The sequence below is a fragment of the Caulobacter sp. FV2ps19 genome (genome assembly GCF_058681035.1).
Window position 1 is genome coordinate 384,480 of sequence record NZ_CM178729.1, and the last position, 21,795, is coordinate 406,274.

17 protein-coding genes, 1 tRNA gene and 2 pseudogenes are annotated in these 21,795 nt (G+C 67.1%); 7 read left to right on the forward strand and 13 right to left on the reverse strand.

All coding sequences use genetic code 11. The features are described from left to right. The first annotated feature begins 28 nt into the window (after positions 1-28). Positions 29-238 carry a hypothetical protein gene (locus ACW18B_RS01790; protein ID WP_492049140.1) on the forward strand — a complete coding sequence of 70 codons (210 nt, stop codon included), beginning with the start codon at positions 29-31 and terminating at the stop codon, positions 236-238. Between the two features lie 47 nt (positions 239-285). Here ACW18B_RS01790 and ACW18B_RS01795 read toward each other — a convergent pair whose 3' ends face one another. The 5 genes and pseudogenes from ACW18B_RS01795 to ACW18B_RS01815 all read right to left on the reverse strand — a co-directional run bounded on the left by ACW18B_RS01795 (position 286) and on the right by ACW18B_RS01815 (position 7,026). Next, on the reverse strand, positions 286-2,214 hold the full coding sequence (locus tag ACW18B_RS01795) for a methyl-accepting chemotaxis protein (RefSeq protein ID WP_492049141.1): 1,929 nt from the start codon (positions 2,212-2,214) through the stop codon (positions 286-288). Positions 2,215-2,396: 182 nt separating this feature from the next. After that, positions 2,397-5,297 (reverse strand): DNA polymerase I, encoded by a 2,901-nt coding sequence (gene polA, locus ACW18B_RS01800; protein ID WP_492049142.1) that lies wholly within the window; start codon positions 5,295-5,297, stop codon positions 2,397-2,399. A gap of 531 nt (positions 5,298-5,828) precedes the next feature. Next, positions 5,829-5,917 (reverse strand): annotated as a pseudogene (locus tag ACW18B_RS01805) (hypothetical protein); the annotation flags it as partial. A 386-nt stretch (positions 5,918-6,303) separates the two neighbouring features. Further along, positions 6,304-6,732 (reverse strand): acyl-CoA thioesterase, encoded by a 429-nt coding sequence (locus ACW18B_RS01810; RefSeq protein WP_492049143.1) that lies wholly within the window; start codon positions 6,730-6,732, stop codon positions 6,304-6,306. A 9-nt stretch (positions 6,733-6,741) separates the two neighbouring features. Continuing rightward, positions 6,742-7,026 (reverse strand): zinc-finger domain-containing protein, encoded by a 285-nt coding sequence (locus tag ACW18B_RS01815; protein WP_492049144.1) that lies wholly within the window; start codon positions 7,024-7,026, stop codon positions 6,742-6,744. Between the two features lie 142 nt (positions 7,027-7,168). On the opposite strand from ACW18B_RS01815, the gene ACW18B_RS01820 reads away from it, so the two are divergent. From ACW18B_RS01820 to ACW18B_RS01830, 3 genes are all read left to right on the forward strand, one after another. Next, a complete protein-coding gene (locus ACW18B_RS01820) occupies positions 7,169-8,131 on the forward strand; it encodes an ABC transporter ATP-binding protein (protein ID WP_492049145.1) in 963 nt (320 codons plus the stop codon). A 64-nt stretch (positions 8,132-8,195) separates the two neighbouring features. Continuing rightward, a complete protein-coding gene (locus ACW18B_RS01825; protein ID WP_492049146.1) occupies positions 8,196-9,533 on the forward strand; it encodes an NCS2 family permease in 1,338 nt (445 codons plus the stop codon). A gap of 58 nt (positions 9,534-9,591) precedes the next feature. Next, a tRNA-Arg gene (locus ACW18B_RS01830) sits at positions 9,592-9,668 on the forward strand. A 41-nt stretch (positions 9,669-9,709) separates the two neighbouring features. Here ACW18B_RS01830 and ACW18B_RS01835 read toward each other — a convergent pair. Next, positions 9,710-11,158, reverse strand: a complete 1,449-nt coding sequence (locus ACW18B_RS01835; RefSeq protein ID WP_492049147.1) for a DUF2254 domain-containing protein — start codon at positions 11,156-11,158, stop codon at positions 9,710-9,712. Between the two features lie 450 nt (positions 11,159-11,608). Between ACW18B_RS01835 and nhaA the strand changes: the two genes are divergently transcribed. Then, positions 11,609-12,838: a Na+/H+ antiporter NhaA gene (nhaA, locus tag ACW18B_RS01840; protein WP_492049148.1), complete on the forward strand. Its 1,230-nt coding sequence runs from the start codon at positions 11,609-11,611 to the stop codon at positions 12,836-12,838. A 102-nt stretch (positions 12,839-12,940) separates the two neighbouring features. Here the strand turns inward: nhaA and ACW18B_RS01845 are convergent, their stop codons facing one another. The 3 genes from ACW18B_RS01845 to recF all read right to left on the reverse strand — a co-directional run bounded on the left by ACW18B_RS01845 (position 12,941) and on the right by recF (position 17,878). Next, positions 12,941-14,077, reverse strand: coding sequence for a cache domain-containing protein (locus tag ACW18B_RS01845; protein ID WP_492051841.1), 1,137 nt, complete (start codon positions 14,075-14,077; stop codon positions 12,941-12,943). Positions 14,078-14,213: 136 nt separating this feature from the next. Continuing rightward, positions 14,214-16,634 carry a DNA topoisomerase (ATP-hydrolyzing) subunit B gene (gyrB, locus tag ACW18B_RS01850; RefSeq protein ID WP_492051842.1) on the reverse strand — a complete coding sequence of 807 codons (2,421 nt, stop codon included), beginning with the start codon at positions 16,632-16,634 and terminating at the stop codon, positions 14,214-14,216. 80 nt (positions 16,635-16,714) lie between these two features. Then, positions 16,715-17,878, reverse strand: coding sequence for a DNA replication/repair protein RecF (gene recF / locus ACW18B_RS01855; protein ID WP_492049149.1), 1,164 nt, complete (start codon positions 17,876-17,878; stop codon positions 16,715-16,717). Between the two features lie 187 nt (positions 17,879-18,065). On the opposite strand from recF, the pseudogene ACW18B_RS01860 reads away from it, so the two are divergent. After that, a pseudogene (locus ACW18B_RS01860) lies at positions 18,066-18,165 on the forward strand (hypothetical protein); the annotation flags it as partial. A 704-nt stretch (positions 18,166-18,869) separates the two neighbouring features. On the opposite strand, the gene ACW18B_RS01865 reads toward ACW18B_RS01860, so the two are convergent. The 3 genes from ACW18B_RS01865 to dnaN all read right to left on the reverse strand — a co-directional run bounded on the left by ACW18B_RS01865 (position 18,870) and on the right by dnaN (position 20,791). Then, positions 18,870-19,244 carry a VOC family protein gene (locus ACW18B_RS01865; RefSeq protein ID WP_492049150.1) on the reverse strand — a complete coding sequence of 125 codons (375 nt, stop codon included), beginning with the start codon at positions 19,242-19,244 and terminating at the stop codon, positions 18,870-18,872. A 70-nt stretch (positions 19,245-19,314) separates the two neighbouring features. Then, complete coding sequence (locus tag ACW18B_RS01870) at positions 19,315-19,659, reverse strand: hypothetical protein (protein ID WP_492049151.1); 345 nt, start codon at positions 19,657-19,659, stop codon at positions 19,315-19,317. A gap of 13 nt (positions 19,660-19,672) precedes the next feature. Beyond that, on the reverse strand, positions 19,673-20,791 hold the full coding sequence (gene dnaN, locus ACW18B_RS01875) for a DNA polymerase III subunit beta (protein ID WP_492049152.1): 1,119 nt from the start codon (positions 20,789-20,791) through the stop codon (positions 19,673-19,675). Positions 20,792-20,964: 173 nt separating this feature from the next. Here dnaN and ACW18B_RS01880 point away from each other — a divergent pair, with 173 nt between their 5' ends. Beyond that, positions 20,965-21,222: a DUF2061 domain-containing protein gene (locus tag ACW18B_RS01880; protein WP_492049153.1), complete on the forward strand. Its 258-nt coding sequence runs from the start codon at positions 20,965-20,967 to the stop codon at positions 21,220-21,222. Here the strand turns inward: ACW18B_RS01880 and grpE are convergent. Then, complete coding sequence (grpE, locus tag ACW18B_RS01885; protein ID WP_492049154.1) at positions 21,162-21,788, reverse strand: nucleotide exchange factor GrpE; 627 nt, start codon at positions 21,786-21,788, stop codon at positions 21,162-21,164. The genes ACW18B_RS01880 and grpE overlap by 61 nt on opposite strands. Positions 21,789-21,795 lie beyond the last annotated feature (7 nt).

Below are 21,795 nucleotides of genomic sequence, written 5' to 3' on the forward strand. Positions count from 1 at the left end.
GATCCGCGATCCGGAAGCGGGAGCTCGCATGACCTACTTCTGCTATATTTATTCTTACGGCTCAGACGTGCCTCACATGGAGGCCCTGGCCAGTCAGACCCTGAGCGAGGCGGAAGCCTGCTGCCGCCGCATGCTGCGTGATCACTCCGCCGCCCGGTGGGCCGAACTGTTCGACGACGACAGACCCGTGGCGATCATTGCCCGCGACGACATCGGCGGCGCGGGCGCCCAGGCCTAGCGGCCGTCAATCACGCGGCCGAGCACGCGCCCCGAGGAGCGCGCGGCTCAGAACTCTTCCCAGGTTTCCTTCACCGCCACGGCGGCGCCGCCGCGGCTCGACTGGACAGCGGTGACGGGACGAGCGCGAGGCTGGGCCGGGGCCGGGGCCGTCGACCCGGGACGCGGGGCCGCCTGGCTGGCGCCTTCGGCGACCTTGAACCGAGCGACCAGGCCCGCCAGTTCGCCGGCCTCGCCCTTCAGGGCGTGGGTGGCGGCCGTGGCCTGCTCGACCATAGCGGCGTTTTGTTGAACCACCTGGTCCATCTGGTTGACCGCGATATTGACCTCGTGCAGTCCCGTGGACTGTTCATTGGCCGAGGCGGCGATCTCGGTGACCAGGGCGTTGATCGAGGCGACCTGCTCGACAATGCGTTGCAGGGCCTCGCCGGTCTGGCCCACCAGGCTGACGCCCGCGCCGACCTGCTGGGTCGAGGTGGAGATCAGCGTCTTGATTTCCTTGGCGGCGTCGGCCGAGCGCTGGGCCAGGGCCCGTACTTCCTGGGCGACGACGGCGAAGCCGCGGCCCGCATCGCCGGCCCGAGCCGCTTCGACCCCGGCGTTCAGGGCCAGCAGATTGGTCTGGAAGGCGATCTCGTCGATCACGCCGATGATCTGGCTGACCTGTTGCGAGGAGCCCTCGATCGCCGTCATGGCGGTGACGGCCTGGCTGACAATCTCGCCCGAACGCTGAGCGTCGCCGCGCGCCGTGGCCACAACCTCGGACGCCTCCTTGGCGCCCGACGCCGTACGGCGGACGGTGGCGGTGATCTCGTCCAGAGCGGCGGCGGTTTCTTCGAGGCTGGCGGCCTGTTGCTCGGTGCGGCGGGCCAGATCGTCGGAGGCCCGGGCGATTTCATCGGCGCCGGAGCTGACGCCGTTGGTGGTGACGGCGATGCTCTTCATCGCATCCTGCAGACGAGCGGCGGCGGCGTTAAAGTCGGTCTTCAGTTGCTGGGCCTTGGGCACGAAATCCGCAGTGATGCGGTGGGTCAAGTCGCCATTGGCCAGACGGTCCAGGGCCATGCCCAGGGCGCCGAACGCGGCGGCGTCGGCCTCGACTTCGGCGGCCTTGTCGGCCTCGCGCTCAGCCCGTTCACGTTCGGAGAGCGAGCGCTGGCTCGCCGACTCGCCTTCCAGGCGCTCCTTGGCGATGGCGGCTTCCTTGAAGTGGGTGACGGCGCCGGCCATCTGGCCGATCTCGTCCTTGCGACCCGCGGCCGGCACCTCAATCGTATTGTCGCCCGAGGCCAGGCGGCGCATGGCGGCCGTCATGGCGGCCACAGGGCCGGCGATGCCGCCGCTCAGCAGCAAACCGCCGCCCAGGGCGATACCCACCGTGATCAGGATGCCGATCGCCAGGGTCAGGGTCGAGACGGTCGACGCCTTGTGCTGCGCGGCGGCCTCGACGGCGAGAACCGCTTCAAAATGTTTGACGATGGCCTCGATGGCGTCTTCGACCGGTCCAACCGCTTTGTCGGCGACGCCGTCGTTGCGCACCAGATCGACGGCCTGCGCCCGGGTCAGCGGATCGGCGCCGAGCGTCTCGCCCGGCTCGATGGCGACCGCCCGGAAATTGGCGTAGGCGGCCTCGACTGTAGCGATCCGGGCCAGATCCTCGGTATTGCCGTTGGCGAGTTCGCGCAGCTTTTTCAGCGCGGCGAGGAACTTGGGTTTGTGAGCCTGTTCCAGGCGCTCGACATAGTAGGGGTCGGCCGACAGCAGGAAGCCGCGCAGCGAGTTCTCCTGCCGTGTCAGCCTGAAGGCGGCGGTGTCGGCGGCGCGTAGCGAACTGTAGGCCCGCTCCGTACGCTGCACCGATCGCTCATAGTTCATTTTATTGGCAAACAGCGCTCCGCCCATGAGCATGATCGCGGCAAGCATAACGGCGAAAACAGCCATCAGCTTATGGGGGATTTTCAGATCACCAAACGACACAACCAGCCTCCTAGGCATCTCGCGGCGCCGTAAAGATCCTATAGAGCACAGGCATTTAGGCCTGCGCTATGGAACCGTCGCCGTCCCTAAGTCTGGGCGACTGAAGCTTTCCACGCGGTTAACCTTGCCGTGACGAAGTGTCGCAGCCAATTGTCGCAGGCAAAGGGCTGCTCGTTTTCCGATCAGTGGGCCTCGTCCCAGTTGAGCGCCGCGCGGGCTTCCACGGTTAACGGCACGGCGATGGCGACGGCGGGTTCGGCGGCGTTTTCCATCACCTGACGGGCCACCGCGCAGGTGGCCTCGGCCTCGTCGGCCGGCGCCTCGAAGACCAGTTCATCGTGCACCTGCAGCAGCATCCGGGCCGACAGCCCCGCTGTCTTCAGGGCGTCGGGCATCCGCACCATGGCCCGGCGCATGACATCGGCCGCCGCGCCCTGGATCGGGGCGTTGATCGCCGCCCGTTCGGAGAACTGCCGCATGGCCGCCGACTTGGCGTTGACCTCGGGGATGTTGATCCTGCGCCCGAAGATCGTGGTCACATAGCCGTGCTCGCGCACGAAGGCCTTGGTGGCGTCCATATAGGCCTGGATGCCGGGGAAGCGCTCGAAATAGGTCTTGATATAGGCCCCCGCCTCGCCCTGGCCGATCCCCAGCTGGTTGGCCAGGCCAAAGGCGCTGATGCCATAGACGATGCCGAAATTGATCGCCTTGGCCCGGCGGCGCACGTCGCTGGGCATGCCCTCGATCGGCACGCCGAACATCTCGGACGCCGTCATGGCGTGGATGTCCAGACCCTGCTGGAAGGCCGCCTTCAACTGCGGGATGTCGCCGATATGGGCCAGAAGTCGCAGCTCGATCTGGCTGTAGTCGGCGCTGATCAGCACATTGCCCGGCCCGGCCACGAAGGCCTTGCGGATCTTGCGGCCTTCTTCGGTGCGGATCGGGATGTTCTGCAGGTTGGGATCGGACGAGGACAGCCGCCCCGTCGTGGTCGCCGCCAGGGCGTAGGAGGTGTGGACCCGGCCCGTCGAGGGCGCGATCGCCGCGATCAGGTTGTCGGTATAGGTGCCCTTCAGCTTGGACAGCTGACGCCAGTCCAGCAGCACCCGGGGCAGCTCATGCTCCAGGGCCAGGGCTTCGAGCACGTCGCTGTCGGTGGACCACTGGCCGGTGGCGGTCTTCTTGCCGCCCTTCAGGGCCATCTCGCCAAACAGCACGTCGCCCACCTGTTTGGGGCTGCCCAGGTTGAAGGGGTGGCCGACCAGTTGCTGCGCCTTGGCCTCGAAATCAGCCATCCGCAGCGAGAACTCGTTGGAGAGGCGGCGCAGGGTCTCGGGATCGACGCGGATCCCCGCGTTCTCCATCGCCGCCAGCACGGGCGGCAGCGGCCGTTCCAGGGTTTCATAGACGGTCAGAAGGCCCCTGGCGGCCAACTGGGGTTTGAGGAGGGTGTAGAGCCGCAGGGTGACGTCGGCGTCCTCGGCGGCATAGGCTGTAGCCTCGACCAGACCCACATGCTTGAAGCTGATCTGGCCCTTGCCTGATCCGGCCACCTGCTTGAACGGAATCGGCTTGTGGCCCAGCCACAGCTCCGACAGCTCGTCCATGCCGTGGCCGTGAAGACCGGCTTCCAGCACATAGCTGATCAGCATGGTGTCATCGATCGGACCCACCTGGACGCCATAGCGCGACAGCACGGCGATATCGTACTTGCCGTTCTGGGCCACCTTGAGCACGGCCGGGTCTTCCAGCATCGGCTTGAGCAACGCGATGGCTTCGGCCAGCGGGATCTGCTCCAGGCTGGCGGCGGTCTCGAAGGCCAGACCCTCGGCCTTCTCTTCGTGGGCCAGCGGGATGTAGCAGGCCTCGCCCGGCGCGATGGCCAGCGACACGCCCACCAGGCCGGCGGTGGCCGAGCCCAGGGCGTCGGTCTCGGTGTCGAAGGCGACGACCCCCTTGGCGGTCGCCTTGGCCACCCAGGTCTTGAGGGTCTCGAGATCGCGCACGCAGGCATAGGCGGCGGTGTCGATGGCGGCCGGCTCGGCCACAGGAGACGCGGCGGCGCGGGCCGCGGCGCCCATATAGGACACCGAGGCCACCGGCGCGCCGGGCGCGGCCCCTGGAGGCCGGTCAAGCGTGCGCGGCGAGGCGGCGGCGTTGCCGTCACCCACCCGACGGGCCAGGGAGCGAAACTCCATCAGCTCCAGGAAGTCGGCCAGAACCGCCTTGTCGGGCTCGCGCACGGTCAGGTCGGCGATCGGCTCGGGCAGGGGCGTGTCGCAGTCCAGCTGCACCAGCTGGCGCGACAGGCGGATCTGGTCGGCGAAATCGATCAGGGTCTCGCGGCGCTTGGGCTGCTTGATCTCGCCGGCCCGGGCCAGCAGCGTATCCAGATCGCCGTATTCGTTGATCAGCTGCGCGGCGGTCTTGACGCCGATGCCGGGAGCGCCGGGCACATTGTCGACGCTGTCGCCGCACAGGGCCTGCACGTCGACCACCCGCTCGGGATAGACGCCGAACTTCTCGAACACCTGCTCGCGATCGATGCGCAGACCCTTCATCGGGTCGAACATCGACACCCCGTCGCCGACCAGCTGCATCAGGTCCTTGTCGGAGCTGACGATCACCGCCTCGCCGCCCAGGTCGCGGGCCTTGCAGGCATAGGCGGCGATCAGGTCGTCGGCCTCATAGCCGGCCAGTTCGATGGCGGGCACGCCAAACGCCAGGGTGGCCTCGCGCACCAGGGCGAACTGCGGGATCAGGTCCTCGGGCGGCGGCGGGCGGTGGGCCTTGTACTTGTCGTAGAGTTTGTTGCGGAAGGTCTTTTCCGAGTGGTCCCAGATCACCGCCAGATGGGTGGGGGCGTCGCCCTGCATGTCGCGCAGCAGCTTCCACAGCATGTTGCAGAAGCCCTGCACGGCGCCCACCGGCAGGCCGTCGCTCTTGCGGGTCAGGGGCGGCAGGGCGTGATAGGCGCGGAAGAGGTAAGCCGAGCCGTCGACCAGGAACAGGCGGATGGCCGGCCCGTCCTGGGTGAGGGTCGAGACGGGGGCGGAATCGGCGGGCGCGGCGGTGTCGGTCATGGCCGGAACATAGGCTGGCGACCGGGCGGCGGGAAGGCTTGGCGGGGTGGTTAGGGTCGAAAGCACCCCTCGCCTGATGACCCCCAAGCGGACGCCCGGCGTCCCGCTCATCCTTAAATCTCTTGGAGGCTGCAGCGTGCCGGTCTGCCCAGGTTGGTCAAGGACCGGTCTTCGACCGGCCGCTCCGCGGCGGCCCGCAGGGCCGTCCTTGAGCAACCTGGGCAGACCGGCGATCGTCTCGCCGTGAGATTTAAGGATGGCTCCCTTCGGCGCGAAGGTGGGCGGGGCGCCACTCCAATAAATCACCGTCATCCCGGGGCTTGTCCCCGGGACCCATGGTTCAGCTTCCACGTGAGCGCCGGGGTCTGCTCCGCCCCTGCGGCGGACAAATGGGTCCCGGGAACAAGCCCCGGGATGACGGGATCTTAGAGGGGAACGGGGATGGACGGCGCTCAATCCTCGTTCTTGCCAGAACAAACTCCAGCCTAATCAACCGCCTGCAAAAATCTTGATCGCGCCAATCAGACGCGCTCAAACCTCCCGTATTCTGTACCCACCTCGTCGCGAGGAAAGGGCGCAAGGCCAGCGACCATCGCGGCGGCGGGGGGTGATCGAACGGGCAGCTCAATCGATGGCGGGTGAAAGCCGCCAACCTCGGTGGTCTCTGGCGGCGGTCGGCCCTGGAACACAGAAACGAGGTGACCCCCGAGGGTCGAGCGAGCAACAGGCGGGCTGAAAGGCTCGCGGTCCGGACGGGAGTCGCTCTCCGGTCCGCCCGTCGGAGGCGTGGATGGCGAGGCGATAACACCGCCGAGCCGGACGCGCTTTCGGATAACGACCACGCGGAGCGCTCGGCTTCGTCGAAACGGTATTTGCTACTCACTCATCCGGACGTGGTCCGGACGCTCCGCGACCCTTTCCACAACTCGGCGGTTCCCGCGCGAGGTTGCTGATACTTGCCCCTATGGGCCCCTCCTCGCCGAGGAGGGGCAAGCGCGCCAATCCCCTAAGGCAGAGGCCGAGACTTGCGATGCTCATCAATGGCCACGAAGGTGAACACGCCCTCGGTGACCTTGTGGGCCTGTTCCCCGTCGCGGCGACGGCGCCAGGCCTCGACCTGGACCTTCAGCGAGGTGCGGCCGGTATGAACCACCCGGGCGAACAGGCTGACCTCGTCGCCGACGAACACCGGGCTGATGAAGGTCATGCCGTCGATGGCGATGGTGGCGCAGCGGCCGGCGGCGCGGTGGAAGGCGATCGACGCCGCCGCCAGGTCCATCTGCGACAGCAGCCAGCCGCCGAAGATGTCGCCTTCGGGATTGGTGTCGGTGGGCATGGCGATGGCGCGCAGCACCGGCGCCTCGTGCGGCCATTGCGCCGCCGCCCAGGCCTCGGCCAGGGATTCGGCGCGGCGCGAGGGGGAGACTTCGGTCACCAGCGCGCCCTAGTGGCCGCCGGCGCCTTCATAGACGCCCGGCGCGAGCCGCTCGTCCTCGTCGTGACCCGCCGCGGTGGTCGCCACGAAGCGACGGTCGCAATAGGGGCAGTCGACAAAGCCGGCCGCGCCCAGTTCCAGCCAGACGCGCGGATGGCCCAGGGCCCCGCCGACGCCGTCGCAGGCCACGCGATGCGAGCGGATCATGATGGTCTCCGGCGCCGGACCGGCGATCACGGCGGGATCCATCGCGGTCGCTGCGGTGGCGGGGACGGTCTTGGCCTTGCGCGCCATGTTCAAAAACCCTTGAAGTCTAGACGCGGCCTTGGCGTGGCGGCGCTGCAGGCATACCTATGCGACCTGTCGCGCCGCCGTCAATTCAAGCCACGCGCCTTCCCTGTCGTATTGTCCCGTTCGGGACCTGTCTGGACGTTCCATGGACCTGCCCGCCTACGCCATCGAAGCCGAAGACCTGTTCAAGACCTACGCCGCCACCAAGACCTCGCCGGAAAAGCGCGCGCTCAACGGCATCGACCTGAAAGTGCCGCGCGGCTCGATCTTTGGCCTGCTGGGGCCCAATGGCGCGGGCAAGTCGACCTTCATCAACATCCTGGCCGGCCTGACTCGCAAGACCAGCGGCACGGTGCGGATCTGGGGCCGCGACATCGACCAGAGGCCGCGCGACGCCCGCGCCGCCATCGGCGTGGTGCCGCAGGAACTGGCCACCGACGTGTTTTTCACCCCGCGCGAATCGCTGGACGTCCAGGCCGGCATGTACGGCGTGCCCAAGGCCGAGCGCCGCACCGACGAACTGCTCAGCGCGCTGGGCCTGGCCGACAAGGCCAACGCCTATGTCCGCCAGCTGTCGGGCGGCATGAAGCGCCGCCTGATGGTGGCCAAGGCCATGGTCCACCAGCCGCCGGTGCTGATCCTCGACGAGCCGACCGCCGGCGTCGACGTGGAGTTGCGCCGCCAGCTGTGGAGCTATGTGAAGGGCCTCAACGATCTGGGCGTCACCATCGTCCTGACCACGCACTATCTGGAAGAGGCCCAGGAGCTGTGCGACCAGATCGCCATCGTCAATCGCGGCGAGGTGGTGGCCTGCGAGCCGACGGCGACACTGCTCAAGCGCATGGACAGCCGCAATGTGGTGGTCACGCCCGAGCAGCCGGTAAGCGTGGCGCCCACCCTGGCCGGCTTCGACACCAAGATCCGGGCCGGCGGGGCTTTCGCGGTCTCGTATCGCACCGGCCAGTCCAGCGTCGAGCAGGTGCTGGCGGCGGTGCGGGCCAGCGGCATGCTGATCAAGGATATCGCCACCGAAGACCCGGATCTGGAAGACGTCTTCCTGTCCCTGACCTATGGCGACCCGAACGCGGCCAATCCGACCCAGGACTAGCGCAGAAGGCTTGCGTTCCGGGGGCCAATGAACAAACTCCACCGTCAGAGTCGGGGGTGAGTTGATGAGTTTCCTGGAACGCCAGTTCGGGCTGAAGGCCCAGGGCACGAGTCTGCGCACCGAGGCGCTGGCCGGCTTCACCACCTTCCTGACCATGGCCTATATCGTCATCGTCAATCCGGCGATCCTCGGCGAGGCCGGCATGCCCGTCGCCGCCGTGGCGGCGGCGACCTGCCTGGCGGCCGGCATCGGCTGCATCCTGATGGGGCTGATCGCCAACTACCCCATCGCCCTGGCCCCCGGCATGGGGCTCAACGCCTATTTCACCTACACCGTCGTGATCGGCATGGGCGTGCCCTGGCAGACCGCCCTGGGCTGCGTGTTCCTGTCGGGCGTCGCTTTCCTGATCCTGACCGTGGCCGGCATTCGCCAGCTGATCGTCGCGGCCATTCCGCGGCCGCTGTTCTCGGCCGTCGCCGCGGGCGTTGGTTTGTTCATCGCCTTCATCGGCCTGAAGGAAGCGGGCATCATCGTCGCCAATCCGGCCACCACCGTGGCCCTGGGCGACCTGACAACGCCGACCGCCGCCCTGGCCCTGGCGGGTCTGGCCATCATCGGCGCGCTGATGGTCTGGCGGGTGAAGGGGGCGATCCTGATCGGCATCATCGCCGTCGCCGTCATTGGCTGGTTCATGGGCCTGAGCAAGATCGCGCCGGGCGGCTACAGCCTGGCCGAACTGTCGGCGACCGCCTTCAAGCTCGACATCCCGGCGGCCCTCAATCTGGGCGGCGGACATGGGGGAATGGCCATGGCCATGACCCTGGCCGAGATCGTCTTCGTCTTCCTGTTCGTCGACCTGTTCGACAATGTCGGCACCCTGGTGGCGGTGACCAAGAAGGCCGGCCTGGTCGCGCCTGACGGCTCAATCCCGCGCCTCAACCGCATCCTGATGGCCGATTCCGTGGCCACCATCGCCGGCTCGATGGCCGGCACCAGCACGGTGGTCAGCTATATCGAAAGCGCCTCGGGCGTTCAGGCCGGCGGCCGCACCGGCCTGACGGCGGTGATCGTCGGCCTGCTGTTTTTGCTGACCCTGTTCTTCGCCCCGCTGGTTCAGGCCATCCCGACAGCGGCCACGGCTCCGGCCCTGATCCTGGTCGGCGCGATGATGATCGGCGCACTCAAGGAGGTCGACTGGGAGGACCCCGGCGTAGCCATCCCGGCCTTCCTCACCGTGATCACCATCCCGCTGACCTTCTCGATCGCCAATGGCCTGGCGTTCGGCATCACCAGCTATGCGGCGCTGAAACTGGCGCGCGGCCAGGCCCGGATCAGCGACTGGCTGCTCTATGTGCTGGCGGCCCTGTTCATCGCCCGCTTCATTTACTTGGGAGGCGCGTAAGAGGCCGTTTGCGCCCGCCTCGCCTTTCGGCTAAGACGCCGTTCCCCGCAAGGCGGAAGCACCCGTAGCTCAGCTGGATAGAGCGTTGCCCTCCGAAGGCAAAGGTCACACGTTCGAATCGTGTCGGGTGCGCCAATCTCCCCCATGACAGTTTGATCCTGGAACGGCGCCAGTACTCAGGCTGTCCCGCCCAGCCAGGCGCTGCTGTCGCGCAAACGCCGCTTGTAATCGGGGGTCGCCAGCGCGCGGAGCAGCTCGCCGGCGCGTTCGACAACCCGGGCCTGATTGAAACCCGCCAGATCGCGCCGCGCCAAGGCCGCCAGCTTCTCGGCATGATCGCCGAGCAGCTTGAGCCGCGCCGGATCGTCACAACTCAACGAGATTTCACCCAGGGCGCGCAGATAGCCGAGCGCGGCGACCATGTCGGTGGCGCAATATTGAGCCAGGGCGCCGAGCCCCCGATCCATGAAGCTTTCAAAGGTCACCGGATGGGTGATCACCCGGAGGGCGCCGTCCTCATCGACCCGCAGATGCGACGGCAGCTGACGCCCCGCCAAGTCCGAAAGGGCCGCGCCCAACCAGTCCAGACAGGTCACCGCCGTGAACGGATCGTTGACGCCCGGCGAGAGCGCACGGGCGGCGATTTCAACCAGCTCGTCGACCAGGAACCGCAGGTCCTGCAGCGCGGTGCGTCTGGAGCCCACGGCGAAGGCCGCGCAGATCGCGGCGGCCGCATCGTCATCGCAGCGCTCGGGCGGCCAGGCTTCGACCAGGGTGCGACCGACATGGACAAAGTCCCCAGGCTGATACTGCAGACGCAGCACCAGGTCATGGTCTCGCGCCACGGCCATGACGGCGTCTTCATCGATGAGCTGCAGGTAGCCGGTGTCCTTGGCCGCGACCAGCGCCCGACGCGCGCCATCAGCCTGGCTGGCGTTGAGCTGGAAGGTGGCCGGCACGTGCGCGGCGTCATGCTGGCCAGCGTCGTCGGGCCGCGGCGCACCGATAAACAGGGGAAACCGGTTGTCGATCTCCGCCAGCAACTTGTCGCCGATGTCCTCGATGACGCTGTTGATGTGAAGCTTGCTGGGAACATGATGGATGAAGAAAATCAGCACGGCGATCGAACATAGCGCCAGGGCCACACCCACCAGCAGGGCGAGGTTGGGCACAAAGCCCGGGCCCCCTCCCCCCTCGCCGGCGGAGTGGACCGTTCTGAGCACCAGCAGGCAGTAGACAAAGGTGGCGATGAAGGTGCCCAGGGTGACCTGGTTGCCGCGGTCGCTCATGAAATTGCTGAGGAGGCGAGGACCATACTGCCCGGACGCATAGACCACGGCGGCGATGGTCACCGAGAAAACGGTGCCGGCGACGGTGATCATCGAGCCGCTGATCGCCGACAGCACTTGCCGGGCCCCGTCAGGCCGCGCCGCATAGAGCCACGGCAGGCCGTCCATCCAGCCCGATCCCTCGTAGCTGTCGAGCATCGTCATGCAGCCCGCGAGAATGATCGCGCCAAGCGCCATCACCGACGGCAGGAACCAGTAGCTGCCCCGCAGCGCGTCCGCATATCTGAGAATGGCCGCCCTCACGCTGGCCATCCCCATCGCGTTCGCGACGCGCACCTTGCGATTCGTCTTGCCTCCGGGCCACCGGCGCCCTTCGGAAGAGGCGATGCGAAGCCCACCTGTAGAGGTGGGGTTTTGATCAAGGTGGTCATGGGGCATCCGCCGGAAAAGACGCCGCCAGATCGATGTCCTGGAGGCCGACTCGGAAACCAACGTGCGGGCGAGCAATATGCTCCAGCTCTGCTTGATCAAGATTTGCAGTCGCGGCGGCGCAAGGCGACGCCCGAGCGACCAAGGAAGGTCCGAAATGAGGCCCGATGGCCGAAATCGTCGCGCCGATCGCCCTGCGGGGTGGCCCGAAAACGCTGCGATGGTTAGGGTGTCCGCGACGGAGATTGCGAGGGCTGGCCAGATCGGTCTCGGCGCTCATCTCGCAAGGGGTCGAAGATCCCTGCGGCCCCTCTCCTCACCTGACTGGAAATCACCCAAGACCTCGAAAGAGCCGCCTTGAACATTAAGTCTACGCCCCGCGCGATAAGCTCCGCTCTCCGTGAATTCCTGCAGCAGGAAGCCGCCGGCGGCTACGTGCTGATGGCCGCCGCGGCCCTGGCGCTCGTCATCGCCAATTCACCGTGGGCGAGCGCCTATCACCACGTGCTGCACATTGAGCTGGGCGGCGTGATCGCGGGGCTGGAGTTGCGTGAAAGCCTGGTCCACTGGATCAATGACGGCCTGATGGCGGGGTTCTTTCTGCTGGTCGGCCTGGAGATCAAGCGGGAGGTGCTGGACGGGCAGTTGTCCAAGCCCTCACGCCTGGTCCTGCCCGGAGTCGCGGCGCTGGGCGGGGTTGTCGTTCCCGCCCTGATCTACTGCGCGGTCGTCTTGTCCGCGCCCGAGCATCTTCGCGGATGGGCGATCCCGGCGGCCACCGATATTGCTTTCGCGCTCGGCGTTCTGTCGCTGCTGGGCTCGCGGGCCCCCGCCTCGCTGAAGATCTTCCTGACCGCGATCGCCATTCTGGATGATCTGGTCGCGATCCTGATCATCGCCCTTTTCTATACCGACCAGCTCAACGTCCTGGCCCTGGCCCTGGCGGGCGGCGTCACCGTCGTGCTGATCGCCCTCAACCGCCTGCGGGTGACGTGGCTGTGGCTCTATCTGTTGCTGGGCCTGGTGCTCTGGCTGTGCGTCCTGAAGTCGGGCGTTCACGCGACCCTGGCGGGCGTCGTTCTGGCCATGACCATCCCGCTGCGCCCCTCGCGCGGAACCCCGGACGACCCCCATTCGCCGCTTCACCGGCTGGAGCATGCCCTGCACAAGCCGGTCGCCTTCGGGATCGTGCCGCTGTTTGGCCTGGCCAATGCCGGCGTCGGTTTTGCGGGCGTGACCCTGGCCACCGTGCTGTCACCGGCGCCGCTCGGCGTGGCCCTGGGCCTGTTCCTGGGCAAGCAGGCGGGGGTCTTCCTGGCCGCCATGGCGGTGGTCAAGCTGGGGTGGGCCGACATGCCGCGCGACGCCAGCGTCCGCCAGCTCTACGGCGTGGCCCTGCTGTGCGGGATCGGTTTCACGATGAGCCTGTTCATCGGCAACCTCGCCTTCACGGACCCGCTCCTGCTCGACAAGATCAAGATCGGCGTGCTTGGCGGCTCGGTGGCGTCGGCCCTGGCCGGCTACATGCTGCTCAGAACAGCGCCCCTGACCGCGAAGCCGTCAAACGACGAAGCCACGGCGTCCTAAGGCAAGGCGCGTGAAATCGGACTCACGCGCCTTGCTCCAGGTTTTTGTTTTCGCATCGTTTTTGCGGAAAGCCGGCGTCAGGTAGAGGCTTGGCGGGGGCCCTCAGGCCGCCGCCCACCTGACGACCGGCTCGGGCACGGCGAGGGTCTCCTTGGTCTGGGTCAGGCAGCCGTACCAGCCCAGGCCCTTATAGGTCTCGTATCCCGGGGTGAGGGCATAGCCCACGGTCATGTCGCCTTCGGCATAACTGCCCATCGCGCCCTCGGCGGTATTGAGCGGGAAGACTTCCGTCAGGACGCCGCGGCCGTCTGACGCGGCCAGGACGCGGCCCCGGCGATCCAGCAGCATCACCCGCGAGCGGGCCTTTTCTTCCGAGGTCAGCCGCACGCCGTCGACCACGGCCTGGGCCTGCGGCCGCCAATCGAAGTGAACGCCCATGACGCCCAGAATACGCCCGTTGCTCTTGCCGCCCTCGCGGATGGCGGTGGCGTAGGTCGCGACCGGCGCATCGTTGAGCGCCTTCAGGCGCTCGATGTCGCAGGCGATGAAATCGTCTCCGGTTGTGGTCTTCATCGCGTCCTGGAACCAGGACATGTCGACGGCCGAGACGTTGCGGGCGCCGGGATAGCGATCGGGCCGCCCATTGGCGATCACGCGGCCCTGGGTGTCGCAGATCCACAGGTCGAGATACACGGTGTAGGCGTCGAGAATGACCCCCATCCGCTCGCTGGCGTAGCGGGCGGTCTGCGGGGAGAGCTCGTCAACGCACGCCACGATGGCGGAATCGGTGGCCCACCAGCGGACGTCACAGGTCCGCTCGTAGAGGTTTCGGTCGATGATCTCGATGGCGTTCAGGGCCAGGTCAGCCAGACGCTGGCCGCGCATGTGGCCCAGGATCGCTCCGCCGATGGCGGTGAGCTCGTCAAGGTCGGCGCGCACCTGGCTCTCGAGCGCGGCGGCGACGACATCGATCTCGGTGGAGATCTTCTTGAATTCCTCGGCGACGATGGCGAAGCCCTTGCCGGCCTCGCCGGCGCGGGCCGCCACGATCAGGGCGTTGATCGACAGCATCTTGGCTGCCCGATTGACCCTGGCGATCTCTCCGATCTTCTCGCCCGCGACGGTGCTGAGTCGTTCGGAAAGGTCCAGAATACGCTCTGGACGAAGACTGGCGTCTTGTTCCAACTTAACGGGTCCCCACGCGAATTCGTACCGAATCACGTGAGAATTGCGCAAGATGACGCCGCCGTCACTCGCGCAAGGCGACATTCGGCCGCAGGATCAACTCTTTCGGCCAATAAGCGAACGCAACTTCAGATATCGCCGATATTTTAAGCTGAGCTCGCTCAAAATATCGGCAAAAATACCTCTGGATCTAAACGTCGACCTCGGCGTCTAGGGCGTTGGCCTGGATGAACTCGCGACGCGGCTCGACCAGATCGCCCATCAGGCGGCTGAACATGTCGTCGGCGTCGTCGGCGTGCTGCACCTTGACCTGCAGCAGGGTCCGCGCCTCGACGTCGAGGGTGGTCTCCCACAGCTGGTCGGGGTTCATCTCGCCCAGGCCCTTGTAGCGCTGGATCGACAGGCCCTTGCGCCCGGCGTCCATCACGGCGGCGACCAGATCCATCGGCCCACGAACCGTGGTCGACTTGTCCTTGCGGCGGAACACCGCCCGGCCCGAGAAGATCTCGGCCAGGGCCCCGGCCCGCTCGGCCAGACGACGGGCGTCGGCGGCGTGCAGCAGGCCATCGTCGAGGATCACGTTCTCGGTGACGCCGCGACGCACGCGCTTGAACACATAGGCGGTGTCGCCGCGCTCGCCGGTCCAGGGCCCGTCGCCCTCTTCGGCATAGAGGTCCAGACGCGCGGCGGCGGCGGTGATGTCTGGGTTCTCACCCAGCAGGCCGGCCAGGGCCGTCTGCTCAATGGCGAAGGACGGCGCGCGGGCGGCCAGGCGGTCGATATTGCCCTTGGCCTGACGGCACAGCTGGATCAGGGCCAGCAGGTCCTGGCCGGTGCGGCGCTCGCCCGAGGGCAGGTCCAGCTCGGCTCCGTCGACGCCTTCGTCGATCAGGAAGGCGTCCATCTCGCTGTCGTCCTTCAGATAGCGCGAGGACTTGCCCTTGGCGGCCTTATAGAGCGGCGGCTGGGCGATATAGATGTAGCCGCGTTCGATCAGCTCCGGCATCTGCCGGTAGAAGAAGGTCAGCAGCAGGGTGCGGATGTGGGCGCCGTCGACGTCGGCGTCGGTCATCAGCACGATCTTGTGGTAGCGCACCTTGTCGGCGTTGAAGTCCTCGCGGCCGATGCCGGCCCCCAGGGCGGTGATCAGGGTGCCGATCTGGTCGGACGACAGCATCTTGTCGAACCGGGCCCGTTCCACATTGAGGATCTTGCCGCGCAGGGGCAGCACCGCCTGGTTGTCGCGGTTGCGGGCCTGCTTGGCCGAGCCGCCGGCCGAGTCGCCCTCGACGATGAAGATTTCGGACTTGGCCGGATCGCGTTCGGCGCAGTCGGCCAGCTTGCCGGGCAGGCTGGTAATGTCGAGCGCGCTCTTGCGGCGGGTCAGTTCGCGGGCCTTGCGGGCGGCCTCGCGGGCGGCGGCGGCTTCGGCGATCTTGGAGACGATGGCCTTGGCTTCGGTCGGGTGTTCCTCGAACCAGCTGGCCAGGCCTTCCTGCACCAGGTTCTCGACGGCCGGGCGCACCTCGGACGAGACCAGCTTGTCCTTGGTCTGCGAGCTGAACTTGGGGTCGGGCACCTTGACCGACAGCACGCAGGTCAGGCCCTCGCGGGCGTCCTCGCCCCCGACGCTGACCTTTTCCTTCTTCGTGATGCCCGAGCTCTCGGCGTAGTTGGTGATGATCCGGGTCAGGGCGCCGCGGAAGGCCGACAAGTGCGTGCCGCCATCCCGCTGCGGGATGTTGTTGGTGAAGCACAGCATGTGCTCGTGATAGCTGTCGTTCCACCACAGGGCCAAGTCGATCTCGACCTTGTCCTTGCGGCCGCGAATGACGATCGGGGTCTTCAGCAGCGGGGTCTTGGCCTTGTCGAGGTGGCGCACGAAGGCCTCGATGCCGCCCTCATAGTGCAGCTTTTCTTCCCACGGCTCGGCGTCGCGCAGGTCGCGGAAATAGATCGTCACGCCGGAGTTCAGGAACGCCAGCTCGCGCAGGCGATGCTCCAGCGTCTTGCGGTCGAAATCGATGAAGGCGAAGGTTTCCTTGGACGGGAAGAAGGTCACTTCGGTGCCCGTCAGGGTGGTCCCGGCCTTGGGGCCGTCGGTCCGCACCGGCGAATCGCCGGTCTGGGCCAGCGAGGTCACCGCGTCGCCGCGCTCGAAGCGCATCTGATAGCTGTGGCCGTTGCGGTGAATCTTCAGCTCCAGCCAGTCGCTGAGCGCATTGACCACCGAGACGCCCACGCCGTGCAGGCCGCCGGAGACCTTGTAGCTGTTCTGGTCGAACTTACCCCCGGCGTGCAGCTGGGTCATGATGACCTCGGCCGCCGAGACGCCTTCGCCCTCGTGGATGTCCACCGGGATGCCGCGCCCGTCGTCGGTGACCGTCACCGAGCCGTCGGCGTTGAGGATCACCTCCACCTTGGTGGCGTGGCCGGCCAGGGCCTCGTCGATGGCGTTGTCGACCACCTCATAGACCATGTGGTGCAGGCCCGAGCCATCATCGGTGTCGCCGATATACATGCCGGGGCGCTTGCGCACCGCGTCCAGGCCCTTGAGCACCTTGATCGAGTCGGCGTCATAGTCGCCGCCCATCACTTCGGGGGCCGCCATCTGCGAGCCGTCGGCGGTGGTCAGGCGGTCGCCCGAATTGTCCCCAAGGGAGTCAGCGCCGGGGCCTTTGGTCTCTTCGGTCATACGTCTTCCAAAGCGGTCAGGCCGGCGTCGCACACGCGAACGCCAAGAGCCCGACCTTTGAGGTGGTCGAACAGCGACTCGTCCGTGCCGGTGAGGAAGGCCTGGAGTTTGAGCGCCGTGATTTCGTCGGCCAGGGCGGCTCGCCTCTTGAGGTCGAGATGCGCGGCGACTTCGTCGAGCAATACTATAGGATTCGGTGCGGATTCCGCACGCGAAAGTCGCGCCCCCTGGGCCAAAACCAGGTTCAGAATCAGCGCTTTCTGCTCGCCGGTCGAACATTCTGCGGCCGGACGGTCCTTCTCGACGTGCAGGATGTCCAGATCGCCCCGGTGCGGCCCGGTCAAAGCCCGCCCGGCGGCGGCGTCCCGGCCCCGCGCGGCGGCCAGGGCCTGGGCCAGACGCAGCTCGATCTCGGCCAGTTCGACACCGTCCAGGGCCAGCTTTTCCCACTCGCCGGTCAGGGACAGTCGGGCCTGGGGGAAGGGCCGGTCGCCGCGGCCGTCGATCTCGGCCTGCAGGGCGGTCAGGGTGCGGGCCCGGGCCTGGGCCATCAGGGCGCCGGCGCCGGCCAGACGCGCCTCCAGGGCCGTCAGCCACACCGGATCGGCCGGCGCGCCGTGCTCGGCGGCGTCGGTCAGCAGCCGCATCCGCTCGCGCTGGGCCTTGTCATAGGCGCCGGCATGGCTGGCGTGGGCCGGCTCGCCGGCGAACACCAGCCGGTCGAAAAACCGCCGCCGTTCGGAGGCGGCCTCGAGAAACAGGCGGTCCTGGGCCGGGGTCAGCCAGATGGGGCGGACATGGTCGGTCAGTCGGCCCGGCGGCACGGTCTCGCCCTCGATCCGCACGATCCGCCGCGTGGCCCCGCCGACCTCGACGCCGACGCCCAGCTGGACCGGATCGTCGTCGCCGGACTCGGCCCGCGCCGCCACCGCCCAGGCCCGGCCGACGGCCTCGCCGGGCAGCCGCCGCCCGACCTCGGCCAGGCTCGAGCCGCGCAGGCCCTTGCCCGGCGACAGCAGCGAGATGGCTTCCAGCAGGTTGGTCTTGCCGGCCCCATTGGCCCCAAACAGATAGACGCTGGCGCCGCCTGTCTCCAGGCGCGCATGGGCGTAGGACCGAAAGTCCGTCAGGGTCAGGGTGGTGATCGCGGCCGACGCCATGGGGGTCTCTTAAGGCACGGCGGAGGCGGCGTCACTGGCCCCCTACGGGCCGCTTTGCGACCGTCTTCCCCCGGAGGGGGAAGATGAAACGCGCCGACCTCATCTTCCCCCTCCGGGGGAAGACGGTCGCGACAGCGGTCCGTAGGGGGCAAGTGTCCGCAACCTCACGCGGAAACCCGCTGAAGGGATGGAAAGGGCTGCGGAGCGTCCGGACGACGTCCGGAGAAGATTGATAAATACCGTTTCGACGAAGCCGTGCGCTCCGCGTAGCCGTTATCCGCAAGCGCGTCCGGCCCGGCGATATTAGCGCCTGACCCTCCGCGCCTGCGACGGGCAGGCCAGAGAGCGACTCTCGCCTGGACCGCGGACCTTTCAGCCCGCCTGCTGCCCGCCCGACCCTCGCGGTCCTGCCGTTTTTGTGTTCCAGAGCCGGCCGCTACCAAAGATCACGAGGTTGACGGTTCAGAGCACGATGCGCTCTTCCCGCCATCGATTGAGCTTCCCGCTCGACCACACCCCGCCGCCGCTTTGGTCGCTGGCCTAGCGCCCTTCCCAACGACGAGGTGGGTCTAGAATACGGCAGGTCTGAACGCCGGGGATTGGCGCGATCGATTATTTTGTAGAGCGTTGAAAAGGTTGTATTTTGTCTCGGAAACGACGGGGATTGAGCGCGGCTTATCCCCCTTCTCCGCCGTCATTCCCGCCCTTGTGGCGGGAACCCCTCTATCGGCCGCAGGGGCGGGAGGGGCGAAGGGCGCGCGCCCTTCGCTGGCGTCTCACGCGTCAGCTGAACCAGAGGTTCCCGCCACAAGGGCGGGAATGACGATTGAAAGGTTGGGCCTGACCTCAGAGCTCCCATTCCGCCAAGGGCTTCAGGACGCGGACTGCCTCCGCTGCGGCGGATAGCGGACATTGCAACCGGCGGACTGGGGTGAAGTCGGAGCTAAATCCCTCCCCCTTCAGGGAGAGGACCTCTCGCGCCCCCGCCGGCTCAGCCGAACTTGTAGCCGCACAGCTTGTTGCCATCCAGATCGCGGAAATAGGCGAAATAGACGCCCGGCATCCGCTCGCCCGGCGCGCCTTCGTCGGTGGCGCCCAGTTCCAGGGCCTTGGCGTGGAAGGCGTCGACCTCTTCGCGGGTCTCGAAGTCAAAGCCGCCCATCATGCCGTTGCCGACGCAGGCCGGATTGCCGTCATAGGGGCCCAGCACGCCAAACAGGCCCGTGCCCTTGCCGCGATAGAGCCGGCCGCCCGAGGCGTGCTCGTGCACCGGCGCCATGCCGATCGTCGCCAGCAGGGCGTCGTAAAAGGCCTTGGCCTTGTCCAGATGGTTCGACCCGACGGTCAGGTAGCTGATCTTGGCCATGCGCGTTTCTCCCGTTTTTTTATGAAACGGACGGTATCACGCGGCGCGGGCCGGGCAAGCGCCCAGACCGCTAATCGAAATAGCCCCGCGCGATCTCGATATTGGCCTTCTGCCAGACGCCGGCGGCGCCGATGACCACGCGCATCATGTTGGCCTTGAAGGTTTCGCGGGCCTCGTCGCGATCGACCAGCTGACGAACGGGCCAGTCGAACCGGGCGTCCGGCGCGATCGCCCGATAGACGGCGTAGTTCATGATCACGAGGTCGATGCGATCCTCGACCGCGCCGAACATCGCCTCCACCCGCTGGGAGCGGTCGAACCAGGTCTGGCAACCCTGAAAGTCCGTCGCCTCCCACAGGGTGAGCATGTTGTCGAACAGCGCGGCGAACAGGTCCTCGCGCAACCCCTGGGTCACGGCCTGGCGCGGATCAGACCCGCAGCGGCATCAGCACATATTTGACGCCCGGATCGGTGGGGTCGACCACCAGGGTCGGGCTGGCCGGGTCGGCGAAGCGGAACTCGGCGATCGGGCCGCCGATCTGGCCGCAGACGTCCAGCAGGTAGCGGGCGTTGAAGCCGATCTCGAAGGCTTCGCCGTCATAGTCGACCTCGACCTCTTCGACGGCCTGACCGGCTTCCATGTTGCGGACGGTCAGGGTGATGCGGCCCGGCTCGATGGCCAGCTTCACCGAGCGGCTCTTCTCGGCCGAGATGGTGGCCACCCGGTCGACGGCCTTGGCGAACAGGTCGTTGTCCAGGGTCAGGATCTTGGCGTTGTCGCGCGGGATAACCCGCAGATAGTCGGGGAAGGCGCCGTCGATGACCTTGGAGGTCAGGGCCGCGGCGCCGAATTCGAAGCGCACCTTCTGGGCCGAAACCTGCAGGTCGACATGCTCGCCGGCCGATTCCATCAGGCGGCGCGCCTCCTGGATGGTCTTGCGCGGCACGATGATGCCCGGCAGGCCGGCGGCGCCCTCGGGGGCGGCCATCTCGGCCAGGGCCAGACGGTGACCGTCGGTGGCCACGGCCCGCAGCTTGACCTCGCCGCCGTCATTGACGGTGTGGAGATACAGGCCGTTCAGATAATAGCGGGTCTCTTCGGTGGAGATCGCGAACCGGGTCTTGTCGATCAGCCGGATCAGCTCGGTGGTGTCGACGGCGATGCGGGCGGACAGGCCGTCATTGCTCATCACCGGGAAGTCGCCGGCCGGCAGCACCGGCAGGTTGAAGCGCGAGCGGCCGGCCTGGATCACCAGGCGCGGATCATCGCCGCTGAAGCTGAGCGACACGTCCGAACCGTCCGGCAGCTTGCGGACGATTTCATACAGGGTGTGGGCCGGGGCGGTGATCTGGCCGGGCTGTTCGATCTGGGCCGGGCCCTCGTCGATGATCTCCATGTCCAGGTCGGTGGCCGAGAAGCTCAGCGTGTCGCGATCGGCCGACAGCAGGATGTTCGACAAAATCGGGATGGTGTTGCGGCGCTCAACGACGCTCTGCACATGCCCCAGCGCCTTCAGCAGCGCCGCCCGTTCGATCGTAAGCTTCATAATCAGGTCCAGGTTCCAGAGCCGCCGCCGCTAGAGAATCCCCGCGCGGCTCCGTCGTGATTGGACCGCCGACATTACCGTAATCGTGCGCTTGGGGAAGAGGGCCGAACCCCTTGCGGACACGGAAACTGCGCCTATATTTTGAGAATCATTCTCAACAAGGAGCGCGCGACATGCGCCTCGCCCTCAAAACCCTGACCTATGCCGCGATGCACCTGACCGTGGCGGTGTCCGTCGCCTACGCTTTGACACGCGACTGGCGCGTGGCCCTGGCGGTGGGGATCGTCGAACCGCTGGTCCAGACGGTGTTCTTCAACCTGCACGAACGCGCCTGGTCACGCGCCGATAGGGCGCGTGACCAGAAGACCCGTCAGGACTTGATGTCGACCGAACCGCCCGAGCCGTCGGCGTCCGCGCTGGCGCCCGCATAGGGGTTGGCCCCGCCCGAGGAGGCCTCGGCCGAACCCGGCGCGGTGGAGCCCTTGGCCGCCACGGCGACCATGGCCGGACGAACCAGACGGCCCATCAGCTCATAGCCCGCCTGCAGGACCTGCAGCACGCCGCCGGCCGCGACCTCGGTCGAGGGCTGTTCCATCACCGCCTGGTGCAGGTGGGGATCGAACTTCTCGGCCTTGGCCGGCTCGATCTTCTTGAGACCGTTGCGTTCGAAGGCGGCCATCAGCTCCTTCTCGGTCATTTCGACGCCGATGATGTAGTTGGTCACCGCCGGATCCTGCGAGTTGCGCGGGCTCATGGCCGTGGCGCGCGACAGGTTGTCGGCCGCGCCCAGCAGGTCGCGGGCGAACTTCTGGATCGCATAGGCCCGGGCGTCGTTCATCTCGCGCTCGGCCCGGCGCTTGGTGTTCTCGGCTTCGGCGGCGTAGCGCAGGGCCTGATCCTTCAGGGTCGCCACTTCCAGTTTCAACGCCTCGATTTCCTGGGCGGCGTCTTCGCCGTCCAGAACGATTTCCTCAACCGGCGTCTGCTCGTCGCTCATCTCTAGT